Genomic DNA, 22,273 nt, shown 5'->3' with positions numbered 1-22,273 from the left:
GATTTTTTAGTACAATTAAATCATGGAATTTAGAACAATTAAAGAGGACGGTCAAGTCCAAGAAGAAATCAAAAAATCCCGCTTTATCTGTCATGCCAAGCGTGTTTATAGCGAAGAAGAGGCTCGTGACTTCATTACCACCATCAAAAAAGAACACTACAAAGCGACGCATAACTGCTCTGCCTTTATTATTGGAGAACGTAGTGAAATCAAACGGACAAGTGATGATGGTGAGCCCAGTGGTACTGCTGGCGTTCCCATGCTAGGGGTACTAGAAAATCACAACCTCACCAATGTCTGTGTGGTAGTGACACGCTACTTTGGTGGTATTAAACTAGGCGCTGGAGGATTGATTCGTGCTTACGCAGGCAGTGTTGCCCTAGCTGTCAAAGAAATTGGCGTCATTGAAATAAAGGAACAGGTGGGCATTGCTATTCAAATGTCTTACGCTCAGTACCAAGAGTACAGTAACTTCCTTAAGGAACATAATCTCATGGAACTGGATACAAACTTTACAGATCAAGTCGATACGATGATTTATGTTGATAAAGAAGAAAAAGATAATATTAAAGCTGCACTGGTGGAGTTTTTTAATGGAAAAGTTACTTTAACTGATCAAGGTTTACGTGAAGTTGAAGTTCCTGTAAACTTAGTGTAAATAAAGGAGAAAAAGATGGCATTTGGAAAATTCATTCAAGGACTCGCTGGTAACTTTAGTGAGCAAAACAAAGAAACTCTTATCAAAGAATATGGACAATATCTACTAGAAAATGAAGAAATTCAAAGTGGATATAAACTGATTCGTGACTCAATTATATTTACAAATATCCGTATTATCTTTACAGATAAACAAGGCGCTACTGGTCGTAAGATGTCCGTTAAATCAATTTTTTTGATGAATATTGTTAATGTTGAAATGGAAACTGCAGGAGCAGGTATAGATGATAGTGAAATTACTATTACTTATTTAGAAAATATCTTTCTAAAAGCACATAATGAACATTTTAGTGTTCACAAATTTGAATTCCCTAAGAAAACAGATATCGTTCCACTTTATACATATTTACTAGAATTAGCCTATCACAATCGCTTAAAAATTAATGGCTTAGACCTATGATATAAAAAAATCCTATCGCTTCGATAGGATTTCTATATTTTACAAATGGTATAGATAGCGTTATACTAGAAATATCTTATACAAAGAGGTATTCATATGTCTATTTATAACAACATTACTGAATTAATCGGTCAAACTCCGATTGTTAAACTCAACAATATTGTGCCAGAAGGTGCTGCAGATGTCTATGTAAAACTTGAAGCATTTAACCCTGGTTCTTCTGTAAAAGACCGTATTGCTCTTAGCATGATTGAAAAAGCTGAACAAGACGGTATTCTGAAGCCAGGTTCTACTATTGTTGAAGCAACAAGTGGAAACACTGGTATTGGGCTTTCATGGGTAGGTGCTGCTAAAGGGTACAAAGTTGTCATCGTTATGCCTGAAACGATGAGTGTAGAACGACGTAAAATTATCCAAGCTTATGGTGCTGAACTCGTCCTAACTCCTGGTAGCGAAGGAATGAAAGGTGCTATTGCTAAGGCCCAAGAAATCGCTGCTGAACGTGATGGTTTCCTTCCTCTTCAATTTGACAACCCAGCTAATCCAGAAGTACACGAAAGAACAACAGGAGCTGAGATACTAGCTGCTTTCGGTAAAGATGGATTAGATGCCTTTGTTGCTGGAGTTGGTACCGGTGGAACAATTTCTGGTGTTTCTCATGCACTCAAAACAGCAAATTCAGGTATTCAAGTTTATGCAGTAGAGGCAGATGAATCTGCTATTCTATCTGGTGAAAAACCTGGCCCTCACAAAATTCAAGGTATCTCAGCTGGATTTATTCCTGATACACTTGATACAAATGCCTATGATGGTATTGTTCGTGTAACATCAGACGATGCACTAGCACTCGGCCGTGAGATTGGTGGAAAAGAAGGATTCCTTGTTGGTATTTCTTCAGCTGCAGCTATCTACGGAGCCATCGAGGTTGCCAAGAAATTAGGTACAGGTAAAAAAGTTCTTGCTCTAGCACCAGATAACGGTGAACGTTATCTCTCTACAGCACTCTATGAATTTGAAGTGTAGTCTCCTAAATACACTTAGCCCTTATTATAGGGCTTTTTATTTATACCTTAAAAATAGGAACATCTCCCTATAAAGATCGACTGCATAGAAAAAAGGAAGCAATTTGGCTTCCTTTTTATTATTAGTTATTCAAGGCTGCTGCCATTGTAGCTGCAACTTCAGCTTCAAAGTCGTTTGCAGCTTTCTCGATACCTTCACCAACTTCAAAGCGAGCGAACTCAACTACTGAAGCGTTAACTGATTCAAGGTATGCTTCAACTGTCTTGCTGTCATCCATGATGTATACTTGTGCAAGAAGTGTGTAAGCTTGGTCAACTTTAGTGTTGTCAAGCATGAAGCGATCCATTTTACCTGGGATAATTTTGTCCCAGATTTTTTCTGGTTTGCCTTCTGCAGCCAACTCAGCTTTGATGTCAGCTTCAGCTTGAGCAATCACTTCATCAGTCAATTGAGATTTTGATCCATACTTCAAGTGTGGAAGAGCTGGTTTGTTAACCATTGCACGGCTTTCGTTATCTTGGTCGATAACGTGGTTCAATTGTGCCAACTCATCTTTAACGAATTGCTCATCCAATTCTTTGTAAGAAAGAACTGTTGGTTTCATCGCTGCAATGTGCATTGACAATTGTTTAGCAAGAGCTTCGTCTCCACCTTCAACAACTGAAATAACACCGATACGTCCACCGTTGTGTTGGTAAGCTCCAAAGTGTTGTGCATCTGTTTTTTCAATCAATGCAAAGCGACGGAATGAGATTTTTTCTCCGATAGTTGCTGTTGCAGATACGTATGCAGCTTCAAGAGTTTCACCTGAAGGCATTGTCAAAGCAAGAGCTTCCTCATTGTTAGCAGGTTTTCCTTCGGCAATAACTTTAGCTGTAGTATTTACCAATTCAACGAATTGAGCGTTTTTCGCAACGAAGTCAGTTTCAGCATTTACTTCAATAACTGCTGCAACATTACCGTTAACATAAACACCAGTCAAACCTTCTGCAGCAACACGGTCAGCCTTCTTAGCTGCCTTAGCCATACCTTTTTCACGAAGCAATTCAATCGCTTTTTCGATGTCACCGTCTGTTTCTACAAGCGCTTTTTTAGCGTCCATAACTCCGGCACCAGATTTTTCACGCAACTCTTTTACAAGTTTAGCTGTAATTTCTGCCATTTTGATTCTCCTATATTTTTTAAAAATAGGAGAGCCGGGCTAAGCCCCGCCCTCCTAGGTAATTACTATTTATATGAATTAAGCGTTGTCGCCTTCTACAACTTCAACGATTTCTTCGATTGAATCTGCTTGAGCTTCTGAAGCTGCAAATTCTGCTTCAACTGCTGCTGCATCTTCACCTTGACGTCCTTCGATGATAGCGTCAGCCAATTTAGCTGTGATCAATTTAACAGCGCGGATAGCATCATCGTTAGCTGGGATGATTACATCGATATCATCTGGATCAGTATTTGTGTCAACCATCGCTACAACTGGGATTCCCAATTTTTTAGCTTCTTTAACAGCGATTTGCTCTTTATGTGGGTCAACTACGTACATCACATCTGGGATACGAGGCATATCTTCGATACCACCCAAGAATTTTTCAAGACGTGCACGTTGTTTGTTAAGAAGTGCAACTTCTTTCTTAGGAAGAACTTCGAAAGTTCCATCTTCTTCCATACGTTTGATTTCTTTCAAACGAGCGATACGTTTTTGGATTGTTCCCCAGTTTGTAAGAGTTCCACCCAACCAACGGTGGTTGATGAAGTATTGACCTGAACGTACTGCTTCTTCAGCAACTGCATCAGCTGCTTGTTTCTTAGTACCAACAAACAATACAACTGCATCGTTAGCTGCTGCATCACGCATGAAATCGTAAGCTTGGTCAGCGTATTTTACAGTTTGTTGCAAGTCGATAACGTGGATTCCGTTACGCTCAGTGAAGATGTACTTAGCCATCTTAGGGTTCCAGCGACGAGTTTGGTGACCAAAGTGTACACCAGCCTCAAGAAGTTGTTTCATTGAAATTACTGCCATGAGTATTTCTCCTTTTTGTTTTTTTCCTCTTCTTGACTTCAACTCGCAAAACGACCCAAAGGCAACTGTTTCACAATTCATCAAGAATGAGTATTATCGTTCACACGACAAGTTTCATTTTACCATACTTTTTCAATATTTTCAAGTGATTTTAGCAGATTTTTAAAGTAAGGTAACTATATGAATCATAAAAGAGACTCAAATCGAGCCTCTTCGTTTTATTCATTAGTTTGGATAGATATATGTTACAAAACCTTCTGAAGTCGTAGTAGGATTGAACCATCCACGTTTATTTCCGATTGTACGGTTTCCACCATAGTTTGATTCAGATACTTGGATACTTGTTGATGATGAAACAGCTGTAACCACGGCTACGTGTCCATATCCACCATCATTCCAACATGCAATGGCACCAACTTGAGGTGTAGATCCTGTACGGAATCCTGCTGCAGCTGCACTTGTAGCCCACTGTGCTCCATTACCCCAGTAATCTCCAGCCCAAGGCGCCAATGTTTTAGCTCCCCATGTACACTCACCAGTTGGATAACTTGAAGCATTTGTACTATATGTTGGACGATGTGTCACTGGAGCAGGAGTGTAGCTTGTTGATTCTGTTGAAGCACTGCTTGAAGATGATTCAGACGAACTTGACTCAGATGAACTTGATGAAGAAATAGTAGATAGTGCTTGAACTTGTGCTGTAAAAGTTGTATTTCCAGAAGCAACTACTGTTTGTTGTTGACTTGCTTGTTTAGCTTTATAAGCTGCTTCTGCTTCTGCTGCAGCTTTAGCTTCTGCTTCTGCTGCAGCTTTTTTCTCAAGTAAACTTGCTTTTTCATCCTCTGCAGTAGCCTTTTCAGCAGCAAGATTCAATTCTGCAGCTTTCAACTCAGCTTGTTTTGTAGTTAATGATTGAGCATCATCAGCTAGTTTTTGCTGATTTGCAATAACTGTATTAATTGCATCATTGTTTGCTACTTGTTTTTCAGAAATAGCTTTTTTATCTGCTTTTTGTTGTTCCAACATCTTGTTGTTTGCAGATACGATTTCACTCATTGCAGCAACACGTGAAATAGCTTCTGTAATTGATTTTGAGTTTACAATTGTATTGATGTAATTTGTTGCAGCTCCATTTGTTTGAGCACTACGAGCTTGTTTTTGTAATGAATCATTGCGAGATACAATATTCTTAGAAAGTTCTGTAATTTCACCCTCAAGCTTTTTAGATTCTGCTTGTAGTCTATCATTTTCAGATTGCAAGTTTGATTGCTCTGTTTGAATAGCAGATACTTGCTCCTGAACTTGATCAACTTGTTTTTGTGCTTCTTGTTGTTGTGCTGTTAAGTTACTAATTTTATTATCTTGAGCAGCAATTTTGTCATCAGTAGTTTCTGCATGCGCAGTTGTTAAAACAGCTACTTGAGAAACCATTACTGTACTTAATAAAAGTGACGCTAAGATTTTTTTCTTCATATTACGTAGATACTCCTTCTTTTAAAGACATTACTAGTATACCAAAAAAAGGCCTAATGAATATTACGCCTTTGTTACATTTTTATTTCTTTCTTATAGATAAAATTTTTCAAAAATAAACTGAAAGATAATCATCCACATAAGGTTCAAAATCATTGATGGTACTAAACTATAGACTATAAATAAAGACATACTATCCACAGTTAAACCTACCACTATTGCAAGTATATAAGCTCCCATCTCAAATAGAAAAGTCATGACAATAATTGCCAACATTCTCGTCCAACGATTCAATAAAATAACGCTATTAAATTTATGGAGAAATGCCCCCAATAAGACGAATAACAAAGTCGCAATCCCTATCAAGTGGAAAAAGTAGATGTCATAGACCAAACCCACTACAAAACAATAAGCTAAGTAGAAGTACTCTGATACTTCAATCGTCTCAAATAAGAGAAACAAAAATAGAAAATGACTAGCCAACTGCACGTGGGGAAAAAACGAGCCCAGAAGCTGACTAATATGGGCATCAATTAGAACAAAGAAAGGAAGCAATAAAAATACTCCAACCCGCTTCAACTGTCTCATTATGAATTCCCCACTAATTCTATCACATTCACATTATGAGTATCTGCACTCAATTTAACAGTTACTTCTCGTGTCAAATAGTCCGTACTATGCGTTGTGGCAACCACTTCACCAACAGGAATATCAGCAACGTTAAAGTTTCCTAATCCACCAGTGGTCACCTTATCTCCTGCACTAATATCGCTACTACTATTTAATTGACTAATTTTTAGAACTTCATTTTCCTTGTCATAGCCAACAATAATTCCATAAATTGTAGTAGAACCATGTTGAATTTTAACAGAAATCTTATCAGCATTTTCCGTATTTGTCAGAAGGTTGACCATGGTAGAGTTCTCCTCTACTTTTGAGACACTCCCAATCAAGCCACCATTTGCAATTGCTAACATATTCTCAGAAGCCCCTTTTGATTTGCCTGCATCTAAGGTCAACTCCTGCTTCCAAGATACCGGAGATCGCATAATAACATCTGCTGCCAAAGTCTTTGTAGCTTGCAATTTGGACTTCATATCAAGCAATTGGCGCAGTTGTTCATTTTCCATCTTTAAACTTTCCGCCTCATTTGATTTAACTTCTAATTGGTAAATCTGTTTCTTCAAACTTTCATTTTCATTATAAGTGCGTGTCAAATGAGCCAAATCTGATTTGACAGAATCAAACCACTGAAAAGGTTTTTGCACAACCCTATCAACCACTGAGATTCCATCTCCTAATCTTGTCACAATTGTACTTGAATAAGTCGTCGCTAAGAGAGCTGACACAAGCAGAACAGTGACAAAAACAATAATGACATATTTTGATTTTTTAAAACGGTTCATATCCCTACCTTTATATCAAAAACTGTTACAGTAACTTTTTATCAATTCCTGAAAGCTACTAAGATTTTAAGAAAAATAAGCAACAACCAAGTATGATAATAACAAGAATGGTCAGCGTATCCTTTCGAGTCCATTTCAATTGTCGATATTGACTTCTGCCTTTTCCACCCTGATAACCACGCGCTTCCATTGCGATAGCCAAGGAATCCGCACGTTTTAAACTTGTCGCAAAAAGAGGAATCAAAATGGGAATCATAGCCTTCACCTTTTGAACAATACTTCCTTCTCCAAAATCCACTCCACGCGCTTTCTGTGCATTCATAATCCGCGTCGTATCATCCATCAAGGTTGGGACAAAACGCAAACTCATAGACAGCATCAATCCAATTTCATGAACTGGAACTTTCATACTCTTTAAAAGTGCTAATAGAGCTTCGACAGCTGATGCCAAACTTAAGGGCATGGTCGTTAAGGTTAACAAAGTAGAAAAGAAAATAATCAATACAAAGCGACAAAAGATAATTCCAGCTTGTTGCAAAGCATAATCCGTGATTCTCACAAACGAAAACTCAAATAAAACATTCCCATTAGAAATGAAAAACAGTTGAAAAATAGTTGTGAAGGCAATCAAGAAAAACATAGACTTCAAGCCCTGAATAAAAAATGAAAGAGATACTCCTGACAAGGCAATAAAGATCCCTGTCGCTATAAAAAGAATCAGATTCGTCAAGGGATTATTAGCCCAAAAAACGATCAAAATCAGTAGCATCATAGCCAGTAATTTGCTGCGTGGATCCAATCGGTGAACTATCGAATCCCCTGGGATATAACGCCCCAAAATCATACTATCCATTTAGCGACTCCTTGAACTCCTCTATCTTAATCGGTAATCGTTTAAATGACACGCCTCTATCAGCCAATCGTTTACAAAAAGCTGTAATTTTAGGTACTCCCAACTGAACTTCTTCCATAAAAACAACATCTTGAAAGACATCACTAGGTTTACCAAACTTAACTAAACGTCCCTTTTCCATCACATATACCTGGTTCGCATATTCAGCAACATCATCCATCAAATGCGTTACCAAGACAATGGTCATCCCTGACTGGTGGAGTTTTTTGAACAAATTCATCAGCTCTTTTCTTCCCAGGGGATCTAGGCCTGCTGTGGGTTCATCTAAGACTAATATAGCTGGTTCCATGGCAAGTATGCCTGCAATGGCGACACGTCTCATTTGTCCACCTGATAGCTCAAACGGACTACGATCAAAAAGTGATTCATCAATTCCAACCAGAGCCAGTTTCTCACGCGCAATCTGCTCCGCATCTTCTTCAGAAACTCCAAAATTTTGCGGTCCAAAAGCAACATCCTTCAAAACCGTTTCTTCAAAAATCTGATTTTCAGCAAACTGAAATACCAAGCCAACCTGTTTTCTAATTTGACGAATATCTTTGTTTTTAGAAGTCGAGGTGATTAAGGTATCAAAAACTCGTACACTTCCTTGACTTGGCACCAATAAACCATTTAAAAGTTGTAATATAGTCGATTTGCCGCTACCTGTGTGCCCAATTAAAGCCGTATAAGAACCATCTTCAATCGTCAAGGAAACATCCGACAAAGCTGTTGAAGCTAAGGGAGTCCCTTCTTGATACGTAAAACTCACATTTTCTAGAGCAATTCCCATAGTTTATCCTCTAGCTCACTTTCTGTCAAATAATTTTCAGGCAAATCATAGCCATTCTGGCTCAAAGAATGTTTTAATTGATTGGAAAAAGGATCGTCTAATCCAATTTGATCTAAATCATTTCGAGAGAAAAGTTCTCTTGGGCTACTAGTTGATTCAATTTCCCCTTTTTTCATGACCAATACACGATCACTCATGGCGACTTCTTCCAAATCATGTGTAATGGAAATGACCGTCATATCATAGTCTTTTCGAATTCCTTTTACTGTCTCAATCAGTTCTCTACGCCCCTCAGGATCCAACATACTCGTTGCCTCATCTAAGATTAAAATAGCTGGTCTTAGGGCTACAACACCTGCAATAGCCACACGTTGCTTTTGGCCACCTGATAGACGCGCTGGCTCTCTCTTTTTAAAGTCCAACATGCCAACCAAATCCAGAGCTTCTTCCACTCTCTTTTTCATTTCTTGACGAGAAAGTCCCTGATTTTCCAAACCAAAGGCAACATCATCTTCAACAGTCGCTCCAACAAATTGATTGTCTGGATTTTGAAAAACCATACCGATTTGACGACGTATATTCCAAACATTTTCCTCAGTCAATCGTTGACCATCAATTACAATCTCTCCAGATTCTGCTTCCAGTAAACCATCAATTAAGCGAACCGTCGTTGATTTACCACTACCATTATGCCCTACAATCGAAAGCCATTCTCCACGTTTCACGTGAAACGTAATATCCTTCACATCGTAATATTCCTGACTTTCCTTATAGCGAAAAGAAAGATTTTTTACATCAATTACTGATTTCATTTCGAACCAAATGTCCCTTTAAATACATAGGCACTACCCTTGAAATAATCATAGCCAGAGTAGATAGTGAAAAACAAGGCTACATAAAGTAGAACTTGACCAAGCAAAGTCCAATGTAATAGCAAGAAAATAATGGCAAACATCTGACTAAAAGTTTTAATTTTTCCAGGCATTGCTGCTGCTAAAACTGTTCCACCAGTTTCAACTAATAAAAGTCTTAAACCTGTCACAGCCAACTCACGACAGATAATCACTGCAACAATCCAAGCTGGAGCCATTCCTAACTCAATCAGCATAATAAAAGCCGACATAACTAGTAGCTTATCCGCCATAGGATCTGCAAATTTACCAAAATTACTAACCACATTCCATTTACGAGCTAAATATCCATCTAAATAGTCTGTAATACTGGCAATAGCAAAGATAATAGCTGCTACCATATGACTCTCTATCGAATTTCCTACTGTTAAAATAAAGATAAAAATAGGTATAAAGAGAATTCGACCTATTGTTAAGATATTTGGAATTTGTTCTTTTTTCATTCGTTTTTCCTTAATTTTTAGTAAAGGTTACAGCGATTTTTCCAGTCTGAGCTGTTAATTTCGATAAATCAACAGTCTGATTGTCTACTGTTAAGGCAACACCTTTGACAACACCTAAAGTAATTGTCACAGGATTTTTAGTTGAAACGCTTGTTTCCGCACTTTTATTATCCGGTGATAAGGTCACCCCACCCTCAAGCTCACTTTCTGAAACACTAACCCAACTTCTAGCATCTGAGACTGATAATTGTAATTTTGCAGTTTCCTTGCTCGTTTTATAAGCAACTTCTACTCGATTTCCTTCACCTGATACACTTATAGCTGGTTCCATATTCGAAGAGCTACTTGATGAACTACTACTTGAAGATGAAGTTACAGAACTAGTTGAGCTTGTTGCTTGGACTACACTATAACTAGACGCAGATGAACGCTCAGGTTGAGTCTGGAGATAATTCCAAACATAATAGGTCACAAAAATGACAATCGATAATGCAAAGAGTATAAAATAAAATAAAGGTAAAAATGATGCCTTATTTTTCTTACTTGAACGTCTCCTACCTGTCAACTCGTCTTCATCAACATCTACTTCTTCATAAGTAATCATGCTCCCAGAATCATAAGCATCCAAGACAATTCGCTCATCTAGCTCAACTGCCCACGCATACTTTCTCAAAAAAGAACGAGTATAAAATGGACTAGGAAGTTGATCAAAATCATCAGCTTCCATCGCTTCCAACATATCCAACTGAATTTCTGTTTTTTTGTGTAATTCTTCTAAAGTCAACCCTTGGTTGGTTCTAGCTAAACGTAAAACCTCACCAATTGTTTTTTTCCTCATACTTGTCATTCCTTCTTTCTAGTATCGATTATGATAGGTTACTACGATGGGAATATTGTAAAATCAACTATATCACCATCATCTATTAAATGATGTCCAGCATCAAGGACATCCTCTAAAGTAATTTCCTGTAAAATTTTTGGCAAATCAAAAATTGTCTCACCATTTTCAAAAGCATCATATTGCGTTGCAATAAATTCAAGAGAGTTCATGCTACTGAAAAATTCTCCAAACATCTCTCTTTTAATAATATCTAAATGATCCTCTGTAATATCTAAATCCTTTGTAAAATTACGAATAGCCTTCCTAAACTGATGAGATAAAGCAACTGGCTCTTTTGTATCCATTGTCAACATGACAAAATGAAAGCGACTTGTTACTTCAACTTCCAGAGATAAGGATGCGTCAATTTTACCTGATTCATATAATTTCTGAAAACGATCCGAAGTCCAACCAAACATCATTGCAAACAATAATTTTAATAAAATATGATATCGATAGCAATCCGCTTCAGCAACTTCTTGTTTACCCCTAACACCAATCGCTAGTTTAGGAGAAGATACTTCCATTCTCATACTGTCTGTTTGCTTTACATCTTTTAAAACAAACTTTTCTCTTGCTACTTCCTGAACATCTAACTCTTCCAGTTCTTTTCTTTCAAAATAGTCCTGTACTTGATCCACATCAAAATTGCCAACTAAAAACAGAGACATGTTTACAGGTTTGTAAAATCTTGTAAAATTTTCTTGCAAATTAGTTAGATTGATTTGGGAAATTGACTCCTCACTTCCAACTATATCAGTTGCTAAAGGTGTACCAGGATACAAATTCGCTAAAGTTGAAAAGAATAAACACGAATCTGGATCATCTTGATACATTTCTCGTTCTTGCTGGATAATATCCTGCTCTCTTAAAATGGAATCTTCAGTAAAGTGTGCTGATGTTACCAATTCATCAAGTAAGTCCAAATTTTCTAAAAAATGATCCGTTGCTGAAAAAAGATAGCTTGTTTTTGTAAAGCTTGTAAAGGCATTACTATCTGCACCTAGACTCGTAAAAGCCGACATCAAATCGCTAGCATTTTCTCTCTCAAACAATTTATGTTCAAGAAAATGAGCAATTCCCGCAGGATATTGTTTTACATATCCGTCAACTTCTGTGACAAGCGTATCTACCGAACCAAACTGTACAGTTACACTCCCGTAAACCTCTTTAAATTCCTTTTTAGGCAAAAGAGCAACTGTCAAGCCATTTGACAAACGAGTTCGATAAACCATTTCTTTTACAGCTGGATAGTATTTTTCTTCAAAAACAACCTTTGTCATTCTATTCCTTCCATAAAGTAAATCGCTTGTAGTTTCACATTATTAGCTGCTCTACAAATAGCATCTTTGTCAACTTTCTCGAGTTTTGCAACCCAACTTTTAAAGTCTGCTGAAGATTTTCCAAGTAAGGCATTTTGATAAGCACGTTCAATCAATGAAGATTGATTATCTTGAGAAAGTAACAAAGACCGACGAATCATCTCCTTGGTCTGCTCTAACTCAAGCTCTGTAAAATATCCTTTTTTTAAATCAAGCAGTTGATTATTCATCATTTTACGAGCCTGGTTCCGATTTTCTCGATCAATACCAGCATACATCCTCAAGAACCCACTAAATAAATCGAGCTGACTGGAAATTGTATAAGCTAATCCAGCATCTTCACGAACATTTGTAAAGAGTTTAGAGTGAGCAAATCCGCCCAGTAAACCATTCATTACAATCATGGGTAAATGTTGCTCATCACCATATTCAGAAGGGCAATGATAACCCAATTCCAAAATGGATTGTCCCACATTTTTCCGAATCATACCTTCCTGAAGGATATTAGAATATGGTTGACAATACTGAGCCTTCACATCTCCATATCGACCTTTGAAGCCAACTGATTCTAATACATTTTGAATTTCAACCTCATTAAAGTCACCTAGGAAAAAGAAATCTATTCGATCATTAGCCAAAAATTCTTGGAAACAAGAATAAGAACTTTGTGGAGTTTCAGCTAAAATACGATTTCGTAAATCACTGTATTCCAATTTGAGACGTTCATCATGAAAAAATAATTTATCTAATTCTTTATGTGCGAAATAAAAAGAATCATCCATATCGGCTGCTAAACTTGCTAGTAATTGTTTTTTCTCAATTTCAAATAAGGCCGAATCAAACCCATTGTCAACTACTACGGGTGAAAAAAGAGTTTCTTTTACAAGTTCCAAAACCTGAGAAGTTAGCACATTTTTCCTACTTAAAAACTCATCACGAACATAGGTAAATGTCAATTCTACAATGTGACTTTGCCCTCTTCTGAAACAATTGGTTGACATATCTGTACCGTATAGACTGGCCAAATGTTTTCTCAAATCTTGAGAAGTGGGGTACATCTGATTAGCAGTCTCTAGCATACTCGCACTCAACATGCGACCTGCAATCGTATCAAGAGATAATGGAGCGGTAAAACGCACGGTGATTTTGTTCGTTTTAAACTTTTTTGATTGGATAAAATGTGTTGAAATTCCATGCACTAACTCCATGATTTACCTCCTTATATACAGACTTCTATTATATCACGAAAACCTGAAATTTTCTTGTTCTCTGTAGCACTTTTGAAATAAAAATCGCTTACATTTCTCCCTATTTCTCTCACTATTTTTAGGAAAATATGGTATAATACCAAAGATTGAGGTGAATTATGGAATACAAATTATTTGAAGAATTTATTACCCTCCAAGCACTACTCAAAGAACTTGGAATTACACATAGCGGAGGAGCTATCAAATCATTTCTCTCTGAACATTCTGTTTACTTTAATGGGGAATTAGAGAATCGTCGTGGTAAAAAACTTCGTATTGGTGATAAAGTTGACATCCCTGACATGAATATTGACATCTTGTTGACACAACCTACTTCTGAGGAGCAAGGGGAATACCAAGCTGATAAAGTTGAAAAAGAACGAATCGCTAAGCTTGTTAAAGAGATGAATAAGGGAGTAAAAAAAGATAAATCAAAACCTACTTCTTCACCCAAAAGCAAACAAGCTCCGCGATTCCCTGGTAGATAATCATGTGGCTACAACATCTATCTCTCAAAACTTTTCGTAACTATAAAGAGACGAAAATAAACTTTAATCCTAAATTAAATGTCTTTTTAGGACGTAATGCTCAAGGAAAAACAAATATGTTAGAGGCTATCTATTTTTTAGCCTTAACACGTAGTCATCGAACTCGAACAGATAAAAATCTCATTCATTTTGATGAGGAACAACTTCATCTTTCAGGTCTTGTTCAGAAAAAAACGGGATCCGTTCCTCTCGAAATTGAACTAACACAAAAAGGACGTGTGACAAAAGTGAATCACTTAAAACAGGCACGACTTTCAGATTACGTAGGACACATGAATGTTGTCTTATTTGCTCCTGAAGATTTACAACTAATTAAAGGAGCACCTTCAGTTCGACGAAAATTCATTGATATGGAGCTTGGGCAAATTAAGCCAATCTATTTATCTGACTTAACCAATTATAATCACATCCTTAAGCAAAGAAATACCTATTTAAAATCAGCTCAAACAATAGATGAAACCTTCCTTTCAGTACTAGATGATCAGCTAGTCGATTATGGATGTCGCGTAATGAAGCACCGCTTAGATTTCATAAAAAAACTAGAGCATTTTGGGCGTAAGAAACATTTTGAAATCTCTAATCAGATTGAAGAACTGTCAATATCCTATCAATCTTCTGTTAAGCTAACTGACAAAGAAGACTTATCAGAATCTTTCAAAATTGCTTTAGAAAAAAGTAGGTCCAGAGATTTATTTAAAAAGAATACTGATGTTGGTCCTCATCGAGATGATATTTCTTTTTATATAAATAGGATGGATGCTAGTTTTGGAAGTCAAGGTCAACATCGTAGTCTCGTCCTATCTATAAAATTAGCAGAAATCGAATTAATGGAAAGTATTACTACAGAATCTCCAATATTACTGCTTGACGATGTTATGAGCGAACTTGACAACACTAGACAACTAAAACTATTAGAAACGATTTCACATTCAATACAAACCTTTATCACAACAACCAGCTTAGATCATCTTCAAAATCTGCCAGAAAATCTAAGCATTTTCACTATTCAGGATGGTAAAGTTACTGTAAAGGTAAGTTGACAACATTGTAAAAGAACTCCTGTTTTCACGGGAGTTCTTTTCATTGTTTTTACATGGAATAATTTGGTGCCTCATTCGTAATTTGTACATCATGAGGATGGCTTTCTTTCAAACCAGCACCAGACATTTCAATAAATTGAGCATTATCATGTAGTTCTTTAAGGTTAGCTGCACCACAATAACCCATACCAGAGCGAATACCACCAATCATTTGGAAGACAATATCAGCTGCCGCTCCTTTATAAGCAACACGACCTTCAATTCCTTCTGGAACGAGTTTGTTTGCTTCATTGACAGAACCTTGGAAGTAACGGTCGCTTGAACCTTTCTTCATAGCAGCGATTGAACCCATACCACGGTAAGTCTTGAATTTACGTCCTTGGAAGATTTCGGTTTCTCCTGGAGCTTCATCAGTTCCAGCAAACATAGATCCAAGCATAACGGCATTGCCACCTGCTGCAAGGGCTTTTACAATATCTCCAGAATACTTGATTCCACCGTCAGCAATGATCGTTTTACCATATTCACGCGCAACAGCTGCAGCATCATAGATAGCTGTTACTTGCGGAACACCAACACCAGCAATCACACGAGTAGTACAGATAGAACCTGGGCCAATCCCAACCTTGACAACGTCTACACCTGCTTCATAAAGGGCACGTGCACCTTCAGCAGTAGCAATATTTCCAGCAATCAGTGTACGGTCTGGGAAATGAGCACGAATCTCAGCAATTTTACGCAAGACACCTGCAGAATGACCATGCGCAGTATCAATAACAATCGCATCCGCTCCTGCCTCAAAAAGAGCCTCTGCACGTTCAAATGTATCTGAAGTAACACCTACTGCACCAGCAACCAGAAGACGACCAAACTCATCTTTAGCCGCATTTGGAAACTCAATAACTTTTTCAATATCTTTAATAGTAATCAAACCAGAAAGACGGCCTTCTTCATCTACCAACGGAAGTTTTTCAATACGGTGTTCTTGAAGAATGCTTTCAGCCGTTGCAAGATCTGTACCCACAGGAGCAGTCACAAGATTTTCACTAGTCATATGATTTGAAATTGGTTGGTTATAATCTGAAATAAAACGAAGATCTCGATTTGTCAAAATACCAACTAATTTACGATTTTCAAGTGTTTCAACAACTGGAACACCACTGATACGGTAACGTCCCATAAGCTCATCAGCTTCAGCGATTGTATGTTCAGGCGTCAAGAAGAACGGATCAATAATAACTCCATTTTCAGAACGTTTTACCTTACGAACCTCGTCTGCTTGTTGAGCAATTGACATGTTTTTATGGATAACTCCGAGACCGCCTGCACGAGCAATAGCAATGGCCATTTGACTCTCTGTAACTGTGTCCATGGCAGCGGTAATAATTGGGATATTTAAAGTCAAATTATCTGCCAATTTAGTTGTTAAATCTGCATCGTTAGGCAACACATGACTTTCAGCTGGAATAAGCAATACATCATCAAAGGTAAAACCTTTTTTCAAAAATTTAGTGTCCCAATTAGACATTCGAAGTTTCCTCTTTTCTTTCTTTTTGAGCTTGACTCTTTTTATATTGTATCTATCATACCATTCTATAAAAATTTGTCAAATGTTACAGGAGCAAATAAAAAACTATCTTTTCTTTGATATAGAAATGATAGTTTCTTGTAAAATAAACTCAGTTAAAGTAATGAAGTCCCATGGCCCCTTTAACATCAGATAGGGTTTGACCCGCAACTTCACGTGCTCTTTCACTACCTTTTTGAAGCATATTATAAACTTCTCCCATATCCTTAGCAAATTCGATACGGCGCTCACGAATAGGACCAAGTTCACGTTCTAATATTTCAAGTAGATAACGCTTGGTCTTCACATCACCAAGACCACCTCGTTGATAATGTTCTTTCATATCAGCAATTTCTTGAGCATCTTCTGGACGACCAAAAACATCTAGATAATGGAAAACCATATTTCCTTCAATCTTACCTGGATCCTCAACACGGATATGATCTGGATCTGTATACATACTCATTACTTTTTTACGCAAAGTATCCGCATCATCAGCTAAATAAATACCGTTATTAAGGGATTTAGACATTTTAGCATTTCCATCTAAACCAGGCAAACGCCCTGCTCTCTCATTTTCTGGATAAATACCTTCTGGCTCTACCAAGACATCACAGTTATATGCATTGTTAAATGAACGAACAATTTCACGAGTTTGCTCAATCATTGGTTTCTGATCTGTCCCAACAGGAACATAATTAGCCTTAAAAGCTGTAATGTCAGCTGCTTGAGCTATTGGGTAAACTAAGAAGCCTGTCGGAATACTTTCTCCAAATCCTTTCTGAGCAATCTCTGTCTTGACAGTTGGATTACGCTCCAAACGTGCTAATGAAACTAGATTCATATAATACATAGATAACTCAGCTAATTCTGGAATTTGGCTTTGAATAAAGATAGTTGATTTACTTGGATCCAATCCAACTGCAAGATAATCCAAAGCAACATTTCCGATAGACTCTACAATTGTTTGAGGATCTTTAGCATGATCTGTCAAAGCTTGTTGGTCAGCCAAGAACACAAACATATCATACTTATCCTCTTCCTGTAACAATACTCGATTTTTGAGACTGCCAACATAATGTCCAATATGCAATTTTCCTGTTGGACGGTCTCCTGTTAAAATAATGGGTTTAGTCATTTTATTCTCCTTCGATGTGGTCCCTTCAATTATAGCATTTTTTTAATAAAATAACCGTAATTTATCAAAATAAATCAGTCTTGCCATTTACGGATTTGTGTAAAGGATACTGTAAATATAGTTTACACAAAATTGACAAATAAAAATTTGAATATTTCTGTATTTTCTAGTAGAATAAATATATTACACATATAGGAGAAAAATATTGCTTACAGTATCTGATGTTTCACTACGTTTTAGTGATCGTAAACTTTTTGATGATGTCAATATCAAATTTACAGAAGGAAATACTTACGGATTAATCGGTGCTAATGGTGCCGGAAAATCAACCTTTTTAAAAATTTTAGCTGGAGATATCGAACCTACTACTGGTCATATTTCTCTTGGTCCAGATGAACGTCTCTCTGTGCTTCGTCAAAATCACTTTGACTATGAGGATGAACGTGCCATTGATGTCGTTATTATGGGAAATGAAAAACTTTATAGCATCATGAAGGAGAAAGATGCTATCTACATGAAGGAAGATTTCTCAGATGAGGATGGCGTCCGTGCTGCCGAACTCGAAGGAGAGTTTGCCGAGCTTGGAGGTTGGGAAGCAGAGAGTGAAGCCTCTCAACTACTTCAAAACCTAAACATTCCAGAAGAATTGCACTATCAAAACATGAGCGAATTGGCCAACGGTGAAAAAGTAAAAGTTCTCCTAGCCAAAGCACTTTTTGGTAAACCAGATGTTCTTCTTTTGGACGAGCCAACCAACGGTTTGGATATCCAATCGATTACTTGGTTAGAAGACTTCTTGATTGATTTTGATAACACCGTTATCGTAGTATCCCACGACCGTCACTTCTTGAACAAAGTATGTACTCACATGGCCGACCTTGACTTTGGAAAAATCAAACTCTATGTCGGAAACTATGACTTCTGGAAGGAATCTTCTGAACTCGCTGCTAAATTGCTAGCAGACCGTAATGCCAAAGCAGAAGAAAAGATTAAGCAATTGCAAGAATTCGTTGCTCGTTTCTCTGCCAATGCTTCTAAATCAAGGCAAGCAACATCACGTAAGAAAATGCTTGATAAAATTGAACTTGAAGAAATTGTGCCATCTAGTCGTAAATATCCATTTATCAACTTTAAAGCGGAACGTGAAATCGGTAATGATCTCTTGACAGTAGAAAATCTATCTGTAAAGATTGATGGTGAGACTATTTTAGATAATATCAGCTTTATCTTACGTCCAGGTGATAAGACAGCGCTAATTGGACAAAATGACATCCAAACGACTGCATTAATTCGTGCAATCATGGGGGACATTGACTATGAAGGAACTGTCAAGTGGGGAGTAACTACTAGCCGTTCTTACTTGCCAAAAGATAACTCGGCAGATTTTGCAGGAGGAGAGTCAATCCTTGACTGGTTGCGTCAATTCGCAAGTAAAGAAGAAGATGACAATACTTTCCTACGTGGATTCCTCGGCCGTATGCTCTTCTCTGGAGATGAAGTTAACAAACCTGTAAACGTTTTGTCAGGGGGAGAAAAAGTGCGTGTCATGCTTTCAAAACTTATGCTCTTGAAATCAAATGTCCTTGTACTTGATGATCCAACCAATCACTTGGACTTGGAATCTATCTCAAGCTTGAATGATGGATTGAAAAACTTTAAAGAATCAATCATCTTTGCTAGCCATGACCACGAGTTTATTCAAACTCTAGCTAACCATATCATTGTCTTGTCCAAAAATGGCGTCATTGACCGTATCGATGAAACCTATGATGAATTCCTAGAAAATGCAGAAGTACAAGCAAAAGTAAAAGAACTTTGGAAAGACTAAAAACTTCAAAACTCAGTTGGATTAACCAGCTGAGTTTTCTAACATTTTATGAGGTAACATGAAATTATTTTTTAAAACATATTGGACCTATTTTGTTTCTTTCATCATTCCCTTATTGATTATGACAGGAGTATATCTATCTCAAGGTATCTACTGGAACAGCGAGACATCTCCACTATTAGGAGATGGGTTTCATCAATACGTTATTTTTGATGTAACTTTACGAAATATCCTGCATGGAAATGGTAGTCTGTTTTACACCTTTACAAGTGGCCTCGGATTAAATTTCTATGCCCTATCTAGTTATTACTTAGGAAGTTTCCTTTCACCTCTAGTTTACTTTTTTAATCTGTCGAATATGCCAGATGCTGTCTATCTGACAACTCTCTTAAAATTTGGATTGATTGGACTGTCAACTTACTTTAGTTTAAATAAATTATTTCAATCGATTCCTAAGGCTTTAAAACTAGCTTTATCTACTTCCTATGCTCTGATGAGTTTCTCTGTTAGTCAACTAGAGATAAAAACTTGGTTAGATGTTTTTATCTTGATTCCTTTAGTTATAACTGGCTTACATATACTTATAACACAAAAGAAGCGCCTACTATACTTTACAAGTCTGTCAATCTTGTTTATTCAAAACTATTATTTTGGCTATATGACAGTATTGTTTCTTATTTTCTGGTATCTCTGTCAAATTTCGTGGGATTTTAAGACTCGAAAATCATCTTTTCTTGATTTTATTGTTACTTCCTTTTTAGCAGGAATGGCCAGTTTGATTATGACTCTTCCTACTCTATTTGATTTACAGACACATGGGGAAAAATTGACAGAAGTTACAAAGTTTCAAACTGAAAGTAGCTGGTATCTTGATCTCTTTGCTAAGCAATTCATCGGTTCCTTCGATACAACAAAGTATGGGGCTATCCCAATGATTTTTGTTGGACTACTTCCCTTTATTTTGACCATTTTATTTTTTACGATAAAATCCATTAAGTTTCACGTGAAACTTATCTATGCAATTTTCTTTGCATTTCTAATTGCAAGCTTTTATATAGAAGCTCTTGATTTATTTTGGCAAGGTATGCATACTCCAAATATGTTTTTACATCGCTATGCTTGGATTTTCTCTACCTTGTTAATTTACACAGCAGCAGAAGTCTTAAATCGTCTGAAAGAAATTAAAGTCTGGAATTTTTTAGCTTCGATTTTTCTTGTTGCAACAGGATTTTTAGCTACCATCTATCTAAAATCGCATTATTCTTTTTTAACAGATTTGAATATTCTACTTACTCTTGAATTTTTAGTTGTCTATTCTCTTTTACTCCTTGCAGTTATCAAAAAGTTTATCTCTGTAAATCTATTTGCTATTCTAATCTCTTTATTTATAATGGTTGAAATGAGCTTAAATGCTTCATCTCAAATGGACGGAATTGCTAAGGAATGGGGATTTGCTTCTCGAAGTGCTTATAATCGAGATATCCCAGCTATGGAATCTTTCTCAACATATATTGGGAACCAATTTACTCGTACTGAAAAACTAGAAACTCAAACTGGAAATGACAGTATGAAATTCAATTACAATGGAATCTCTCAATTTTCTTCTGTTCGAAATCGTTCAGCAAGCTCTACTTTGGATAAACTTGGATTTAAATCCTCTGGGACTAATCTCAATCTCCGATATTCCAATAATAGTATTTTAGCTGATAGTTTATTTGGCATCCAGTACAATATCTCAAACAATCCTATTGATAAGTATGGTTTCCAAGATGTATATCAAAAAGATAATCTTACACTATACGAAAATCAATTCTCTCTTCCTATTGCCTTTGCTAGTCAATCTGTTTACAATGATGTCAAGTTTAATGAGCATACTTTGGATAATCAAGCCTCGTTTTTAAATCAACTTGCTAACGTCGATTTTGATTATTTTTCTCCAATTCCTTACGAAAAAACAGAAAATACTGATAATTTGATCAGTGTTACAAGTTCTTCAAATGAGGATGCAGCAATCCAGTATCAAATTGAAGTACCAGAAAACAGCCAAGTTTATCTTTCTTTCACAAACCTTCACTTTTCTAATGATAAACAAAAGAAGGTTGACATTCTTGTCAATGGGAAAAAGAAAACTTTTACAACTGATAATGCCTTCTCCTTCTTTAATCTAGGATATGCAAAAGAGAAAAAAACTTTCAATATTCATGTTAGTTTCCCTGGAAATTCACAAGTATCATTTGAATCTCCTACCTTCTACCGTTTAGATACCCAAACTTTAACTGAGGCAATTCAAAAAATTAAAGAACAACCAGTAACAGTATCGACTTCTAAAAACAAGGTTTTTGCTACATATGATGTCCAACAAGATACGTCTATTTTCTTCACCATTCCTTATGACAAAGGTTGGTCTGTCTACCAAGATGGTAAGAAAATAGAAATTAAACAAGCTCAAACTGGCTTTATGAAAGTTGATATTCCTAAGGGGAAAGGAACTATTACACTTTCCTTTATTCCTAATGGGTTTATTACTGGAGCAATCTGTTCCTTTACTTCTCTCTTACTATTTGGAATCTATAATCACAGACGAAAGTCATCTAAGGCATAAAAAAATCGACCAGTTAATCGGTC

The 22,273-nt window shown here is 36.8% G+C and carries 21 protein-coding genes; 7 read left to right on the top strand and 14 right to left on the bottom strand.

Features of this window, described 5'->3' with window-relative positions; genetic code table 11:
• Window positions 1–22 precede the first annotated feature (22 nt).
• From NMM17_RS04845 to cysK, 3 genes are all read left to right on the top strand, one after another.
• Window positions 23–658, top strand: a complete 636-nt coding sequence (locus NMM17_RS04845; protein WP_000395756.1) for a YigZ family protein — start codon at window positions 23–25, stop codon at window positions 656–658.
• A 15-nt stretch (window positions 659–673) separates the two neighbouring features.
• Complete coding sequence (locus tag NMM17_RS04840; RefSeq protein ID WP_000863907.1) at window positions 674–1,117, top strand: PH domain-containing protein; 444 nt, start codon at window positions 674–676, stop codon at window positions 1,115–1,117.
• Between the two features lie 96 nt (window positions 1,118–1,213).
• Window positions 1,214–2,140, top strand: a complete 927-nt coding sequence (cysK, locus tag NMM17_RS04835) for a cysteine synthase A (protein WP_000029886.1) — start codon at window positions 1,214–1,216, stop codon at window positions 2,138–2,140.
• A 121-nt stretch (window positions 2,141–2,261) separates the two neighbouring features.
• Here the strand turns inward: cysK and tsf are convergent, their stop codons facing one another.
• The 12 genes from tsf to NMM17_RS04775 all read right to left on the bottom strand — a co-directional run bounded on the left by tsf (window position 2,262) and on the right by NMM17_RS04775 (window position 13,488).
• Window positions 2,262–3,302, bottom strand: coding sequence for a translation elongation factor Ts (gene tsf, locus NMM17_RS04830; RefSeq protein ID WP_000808071.1), 1,041 nt, complete (start codon window positions 3,300–3,302; stop codon window positions 2,262–2,264).
• Window positions 3,303–3,380: 78 nt separating this feature from the next.
• A complete protein-coding gene (rpsB, locus tag NMM17_RS04825) occupies window positions 3,381–4,160 on the bottom strand; it encodes a 30S ribosomal protein S2 (RefSeq protein WP_000268459.1) in 780 nt (259 codons plus the stop codon).
• Window positions 4,161–4,385: 225 nt separating this feature from the next.
• Entirely contained in the window at window positions 4,386–5,633 is a 1,248-nt protein-coding gene (pcsB, locus tag NMM17_RS04820) for a peptidoglycan hydrolase PcsB (protein ID WP_000727023.1), read from the bottom strand.
• Window positions 5,634–5,726: 93 nt separating this feature from the next.
• Window positions 5,727–6,221, bottom strand: coding sequence for a rod shape-determining protein MreD (gene mreD, locus NMM17_RS04815; protein WP_001249457.1), 495 nt, complete (start codon window positions 6,219–6,221; stop codon window positions 5,727–5,729).
• A complete protein-coding gene (gene mreC / locus NMM17_RS04810; protein ID WP_001078995.1) occupies window positions 6,221–7,039 on the bottom strand; it encodes a rod shape-determining protein MreC in 819 nt (272 codons plus the stop codon). Before mreC ends, mreD begins: the two co-directional genes overlap by 1 nt.
• Before the next feature lie 58 nt (window positions 7,040–7,097).
• Window positions 7,098–7,892, bottom strand: coding sequence for an energy-coupling factor transporter transmembrane protein EcfT (locus NMM17_RS04805; RefSeq protein WP_000377888.1), 795 nt, complete (start codon window positions 7,890–7,892; stop codon window positions 7,098–7,100).
• Window positions 7,885–8,724 (bottom strand): energy-coupling factor transporter ATPase, encoded by an 840-nt coding sequence (locus tag NMM17_RS04800; RefSeq protein ID WP_000510424.1) that lies wholly within the window; start codon window positions 8,722–8,724, stop codon window positions 7,885–7,887. The genes NMM17_RS04805 and NMM17_RS04800 overlap by 8 nt, the downstream gene beginning before the upstream one ends.
• Window positions 8,709–9,536, bottom strand: coding sequence for an energy-coupling factor ABC transporter ATP-binding protein (locus NMM17_RS04795; RefSeq protein WP_000843637.1), 828 nt, complete (start codon window positions 9,534–9,536; stop codon window positions 8,709–8,711). Before NMM17_RS04795 ends, NMM17_RS04800 begins: the two co-directional genes overlap by 16 nt.
• Window positions 9,533–10,078, bottom strand: a complete 546-nt coding sequence (pgsA, locus tag NMM17_RS04790) for a CDP-diacylglycerol--glycerol-3-phosphate 3-phosphatidyltransferase (RefSeq protein WP_000712122.1) — start codon at window positions 10,076–10,078, stop codon at window positions 9,533–9,535. The genes NMM17_RS04795 and pgsA overlap by 4 nt, the downstream gene beginning before the upstream one ends.
• Before the next feature lie 10 nt (window positions 10,079–10,088).
• Window positions 10,089–10,916 carry a cytoskeleton protein RodZ gene (gene rodZ / locus NMM17_RS04785; RefSeq protein ID WP_001227985.1) on the bottom strand — a complete coding sequence of 276 codons (828 nt, stop codon included), beginning with the start codon at window positions 10,914–10,916 and terminating at the stop codon, window positions 10,089–10,091.
• Between the two features lie 41 nt (window positions 10,917–10,957).
• Window positions 10,958–12,241, bottom strand: coding sequence for a pitrilysin family protein (locus NMM17_RS04780; protein WP_000170226.1), 1,284 nt, complete (start codon window positions 12,239–12,241; stop codon window positions 10,958–10,960).
• Window positions 12,238–13,488: a pitrilysin family protein gene (locus tag NMM17_RS04775; RefSeq protein ID WP_000424288.1), complete on the bottom strand. Its 1,251-nt coding sequence runs from the start codon at window positions 13,486–13,488 to the stop codon at window positions 12,238–12,240. Before NMM17_RS04775 ends, NMM17_RS04780 begins: the two co-directional genes overlap by 4 nt.
• A gap of 158 nt (window positions 13,489–13,646) precedes the next feature.
• On the opposite strand from NMM17_RS04775, the gene yaaA reads away from it, so the two are divergent.
• A complete protein-coding gene (yaaA, locus tag NMM17_RS04770) occupies window positions 13,647–14,015 on the top strand; it encodes a S4 domain-containing protein YaaA (protein WP_000455893.1) in 369 nt (122 codons plus the stop codon).
• Between the two features lie 2 nt (window positions 14,016–14,017).
• The gene (gene recF, locus NMM17_RS04765; RefSeq protein ID WP_000266680.1) at window positions 14,018–15,115 is read left to right on the top strand and encodes a DNA replication/repair protein RecF; all 1,098 of its coding nucleotides are present in this window, start codon (window positions 14,018–14,020) and stop codon (window positions 15,113–15,115) included.
• 49 nt (window positions 15,116–15,164) lie between these two features.
• Here the strand turns inward: recF and guaB are convergent, their stop codons facing one another.
• Window positions 15,165–16,643: an IMP dehydrogenase gene (gene guaB / locus NMM17_RS04760; RefSeq protein ID WP_000073418.1), complete on the bottom strand. Its 1,479-nt coding sequence runs from the start codon at window positions 16,641–16,643 to the stop codon at window positions 15,165–15,167.
• A gap of 151 nt (window positions 16,644–16,794) precedes the next feature.
• Window positions 16,795–17,820, bottom strand: a complete 1,026-nt coding sequence (gene trpS / locus NMM17_RS04755) for a tryptophan--tRNA ligase (RefSeq protein WP_000165456.1) — start codon at window positions 17,818–17,820, stop codon at window positions 16,795–16,797.
• 205 nt (window positions 17,821–18,025) lie between these two features.
• On the opposite strand from trpS, the gene NMM17_RS04750 reads away from it, so the two are divergent.
• Entirely contained in the window at window positions 18,026–19,648 is a 1,623-nt protein-coding gene (locus NMM17_RS04750) for an ATP-binding cassette domain-containing protein (protein WP_000958767.1), read from the top strand.
• Between the two features lie 58 nt (window positions 19,649–19,706).
• Entirely contained in the window at window positions 19,707–22,250 is a 2,544-nt protein-coding gene (locus tag NMM17_RS04745) for a YfhO family protein (protein WP_254753935.1), read from the top strand.
• The last annotated feature ends 23 nt before the right edge of the window (window positions 22,251–22,273 follow it).

The sequence above is a fragment of the Streptococcus sp. CF7_Ac1-12 genome, assembly GCF_024295905.1.
Lineage (GTDB): Bacteria > Bacillota > Bacilli > Lactobacillales > Streptococcaceae > Streptococcus > Streptococcus mitis_AP.
Note: the sequence above shows the minus strand (reverse complement) of the source record. Positions and strands in the feature narration are given on the sequence as shown.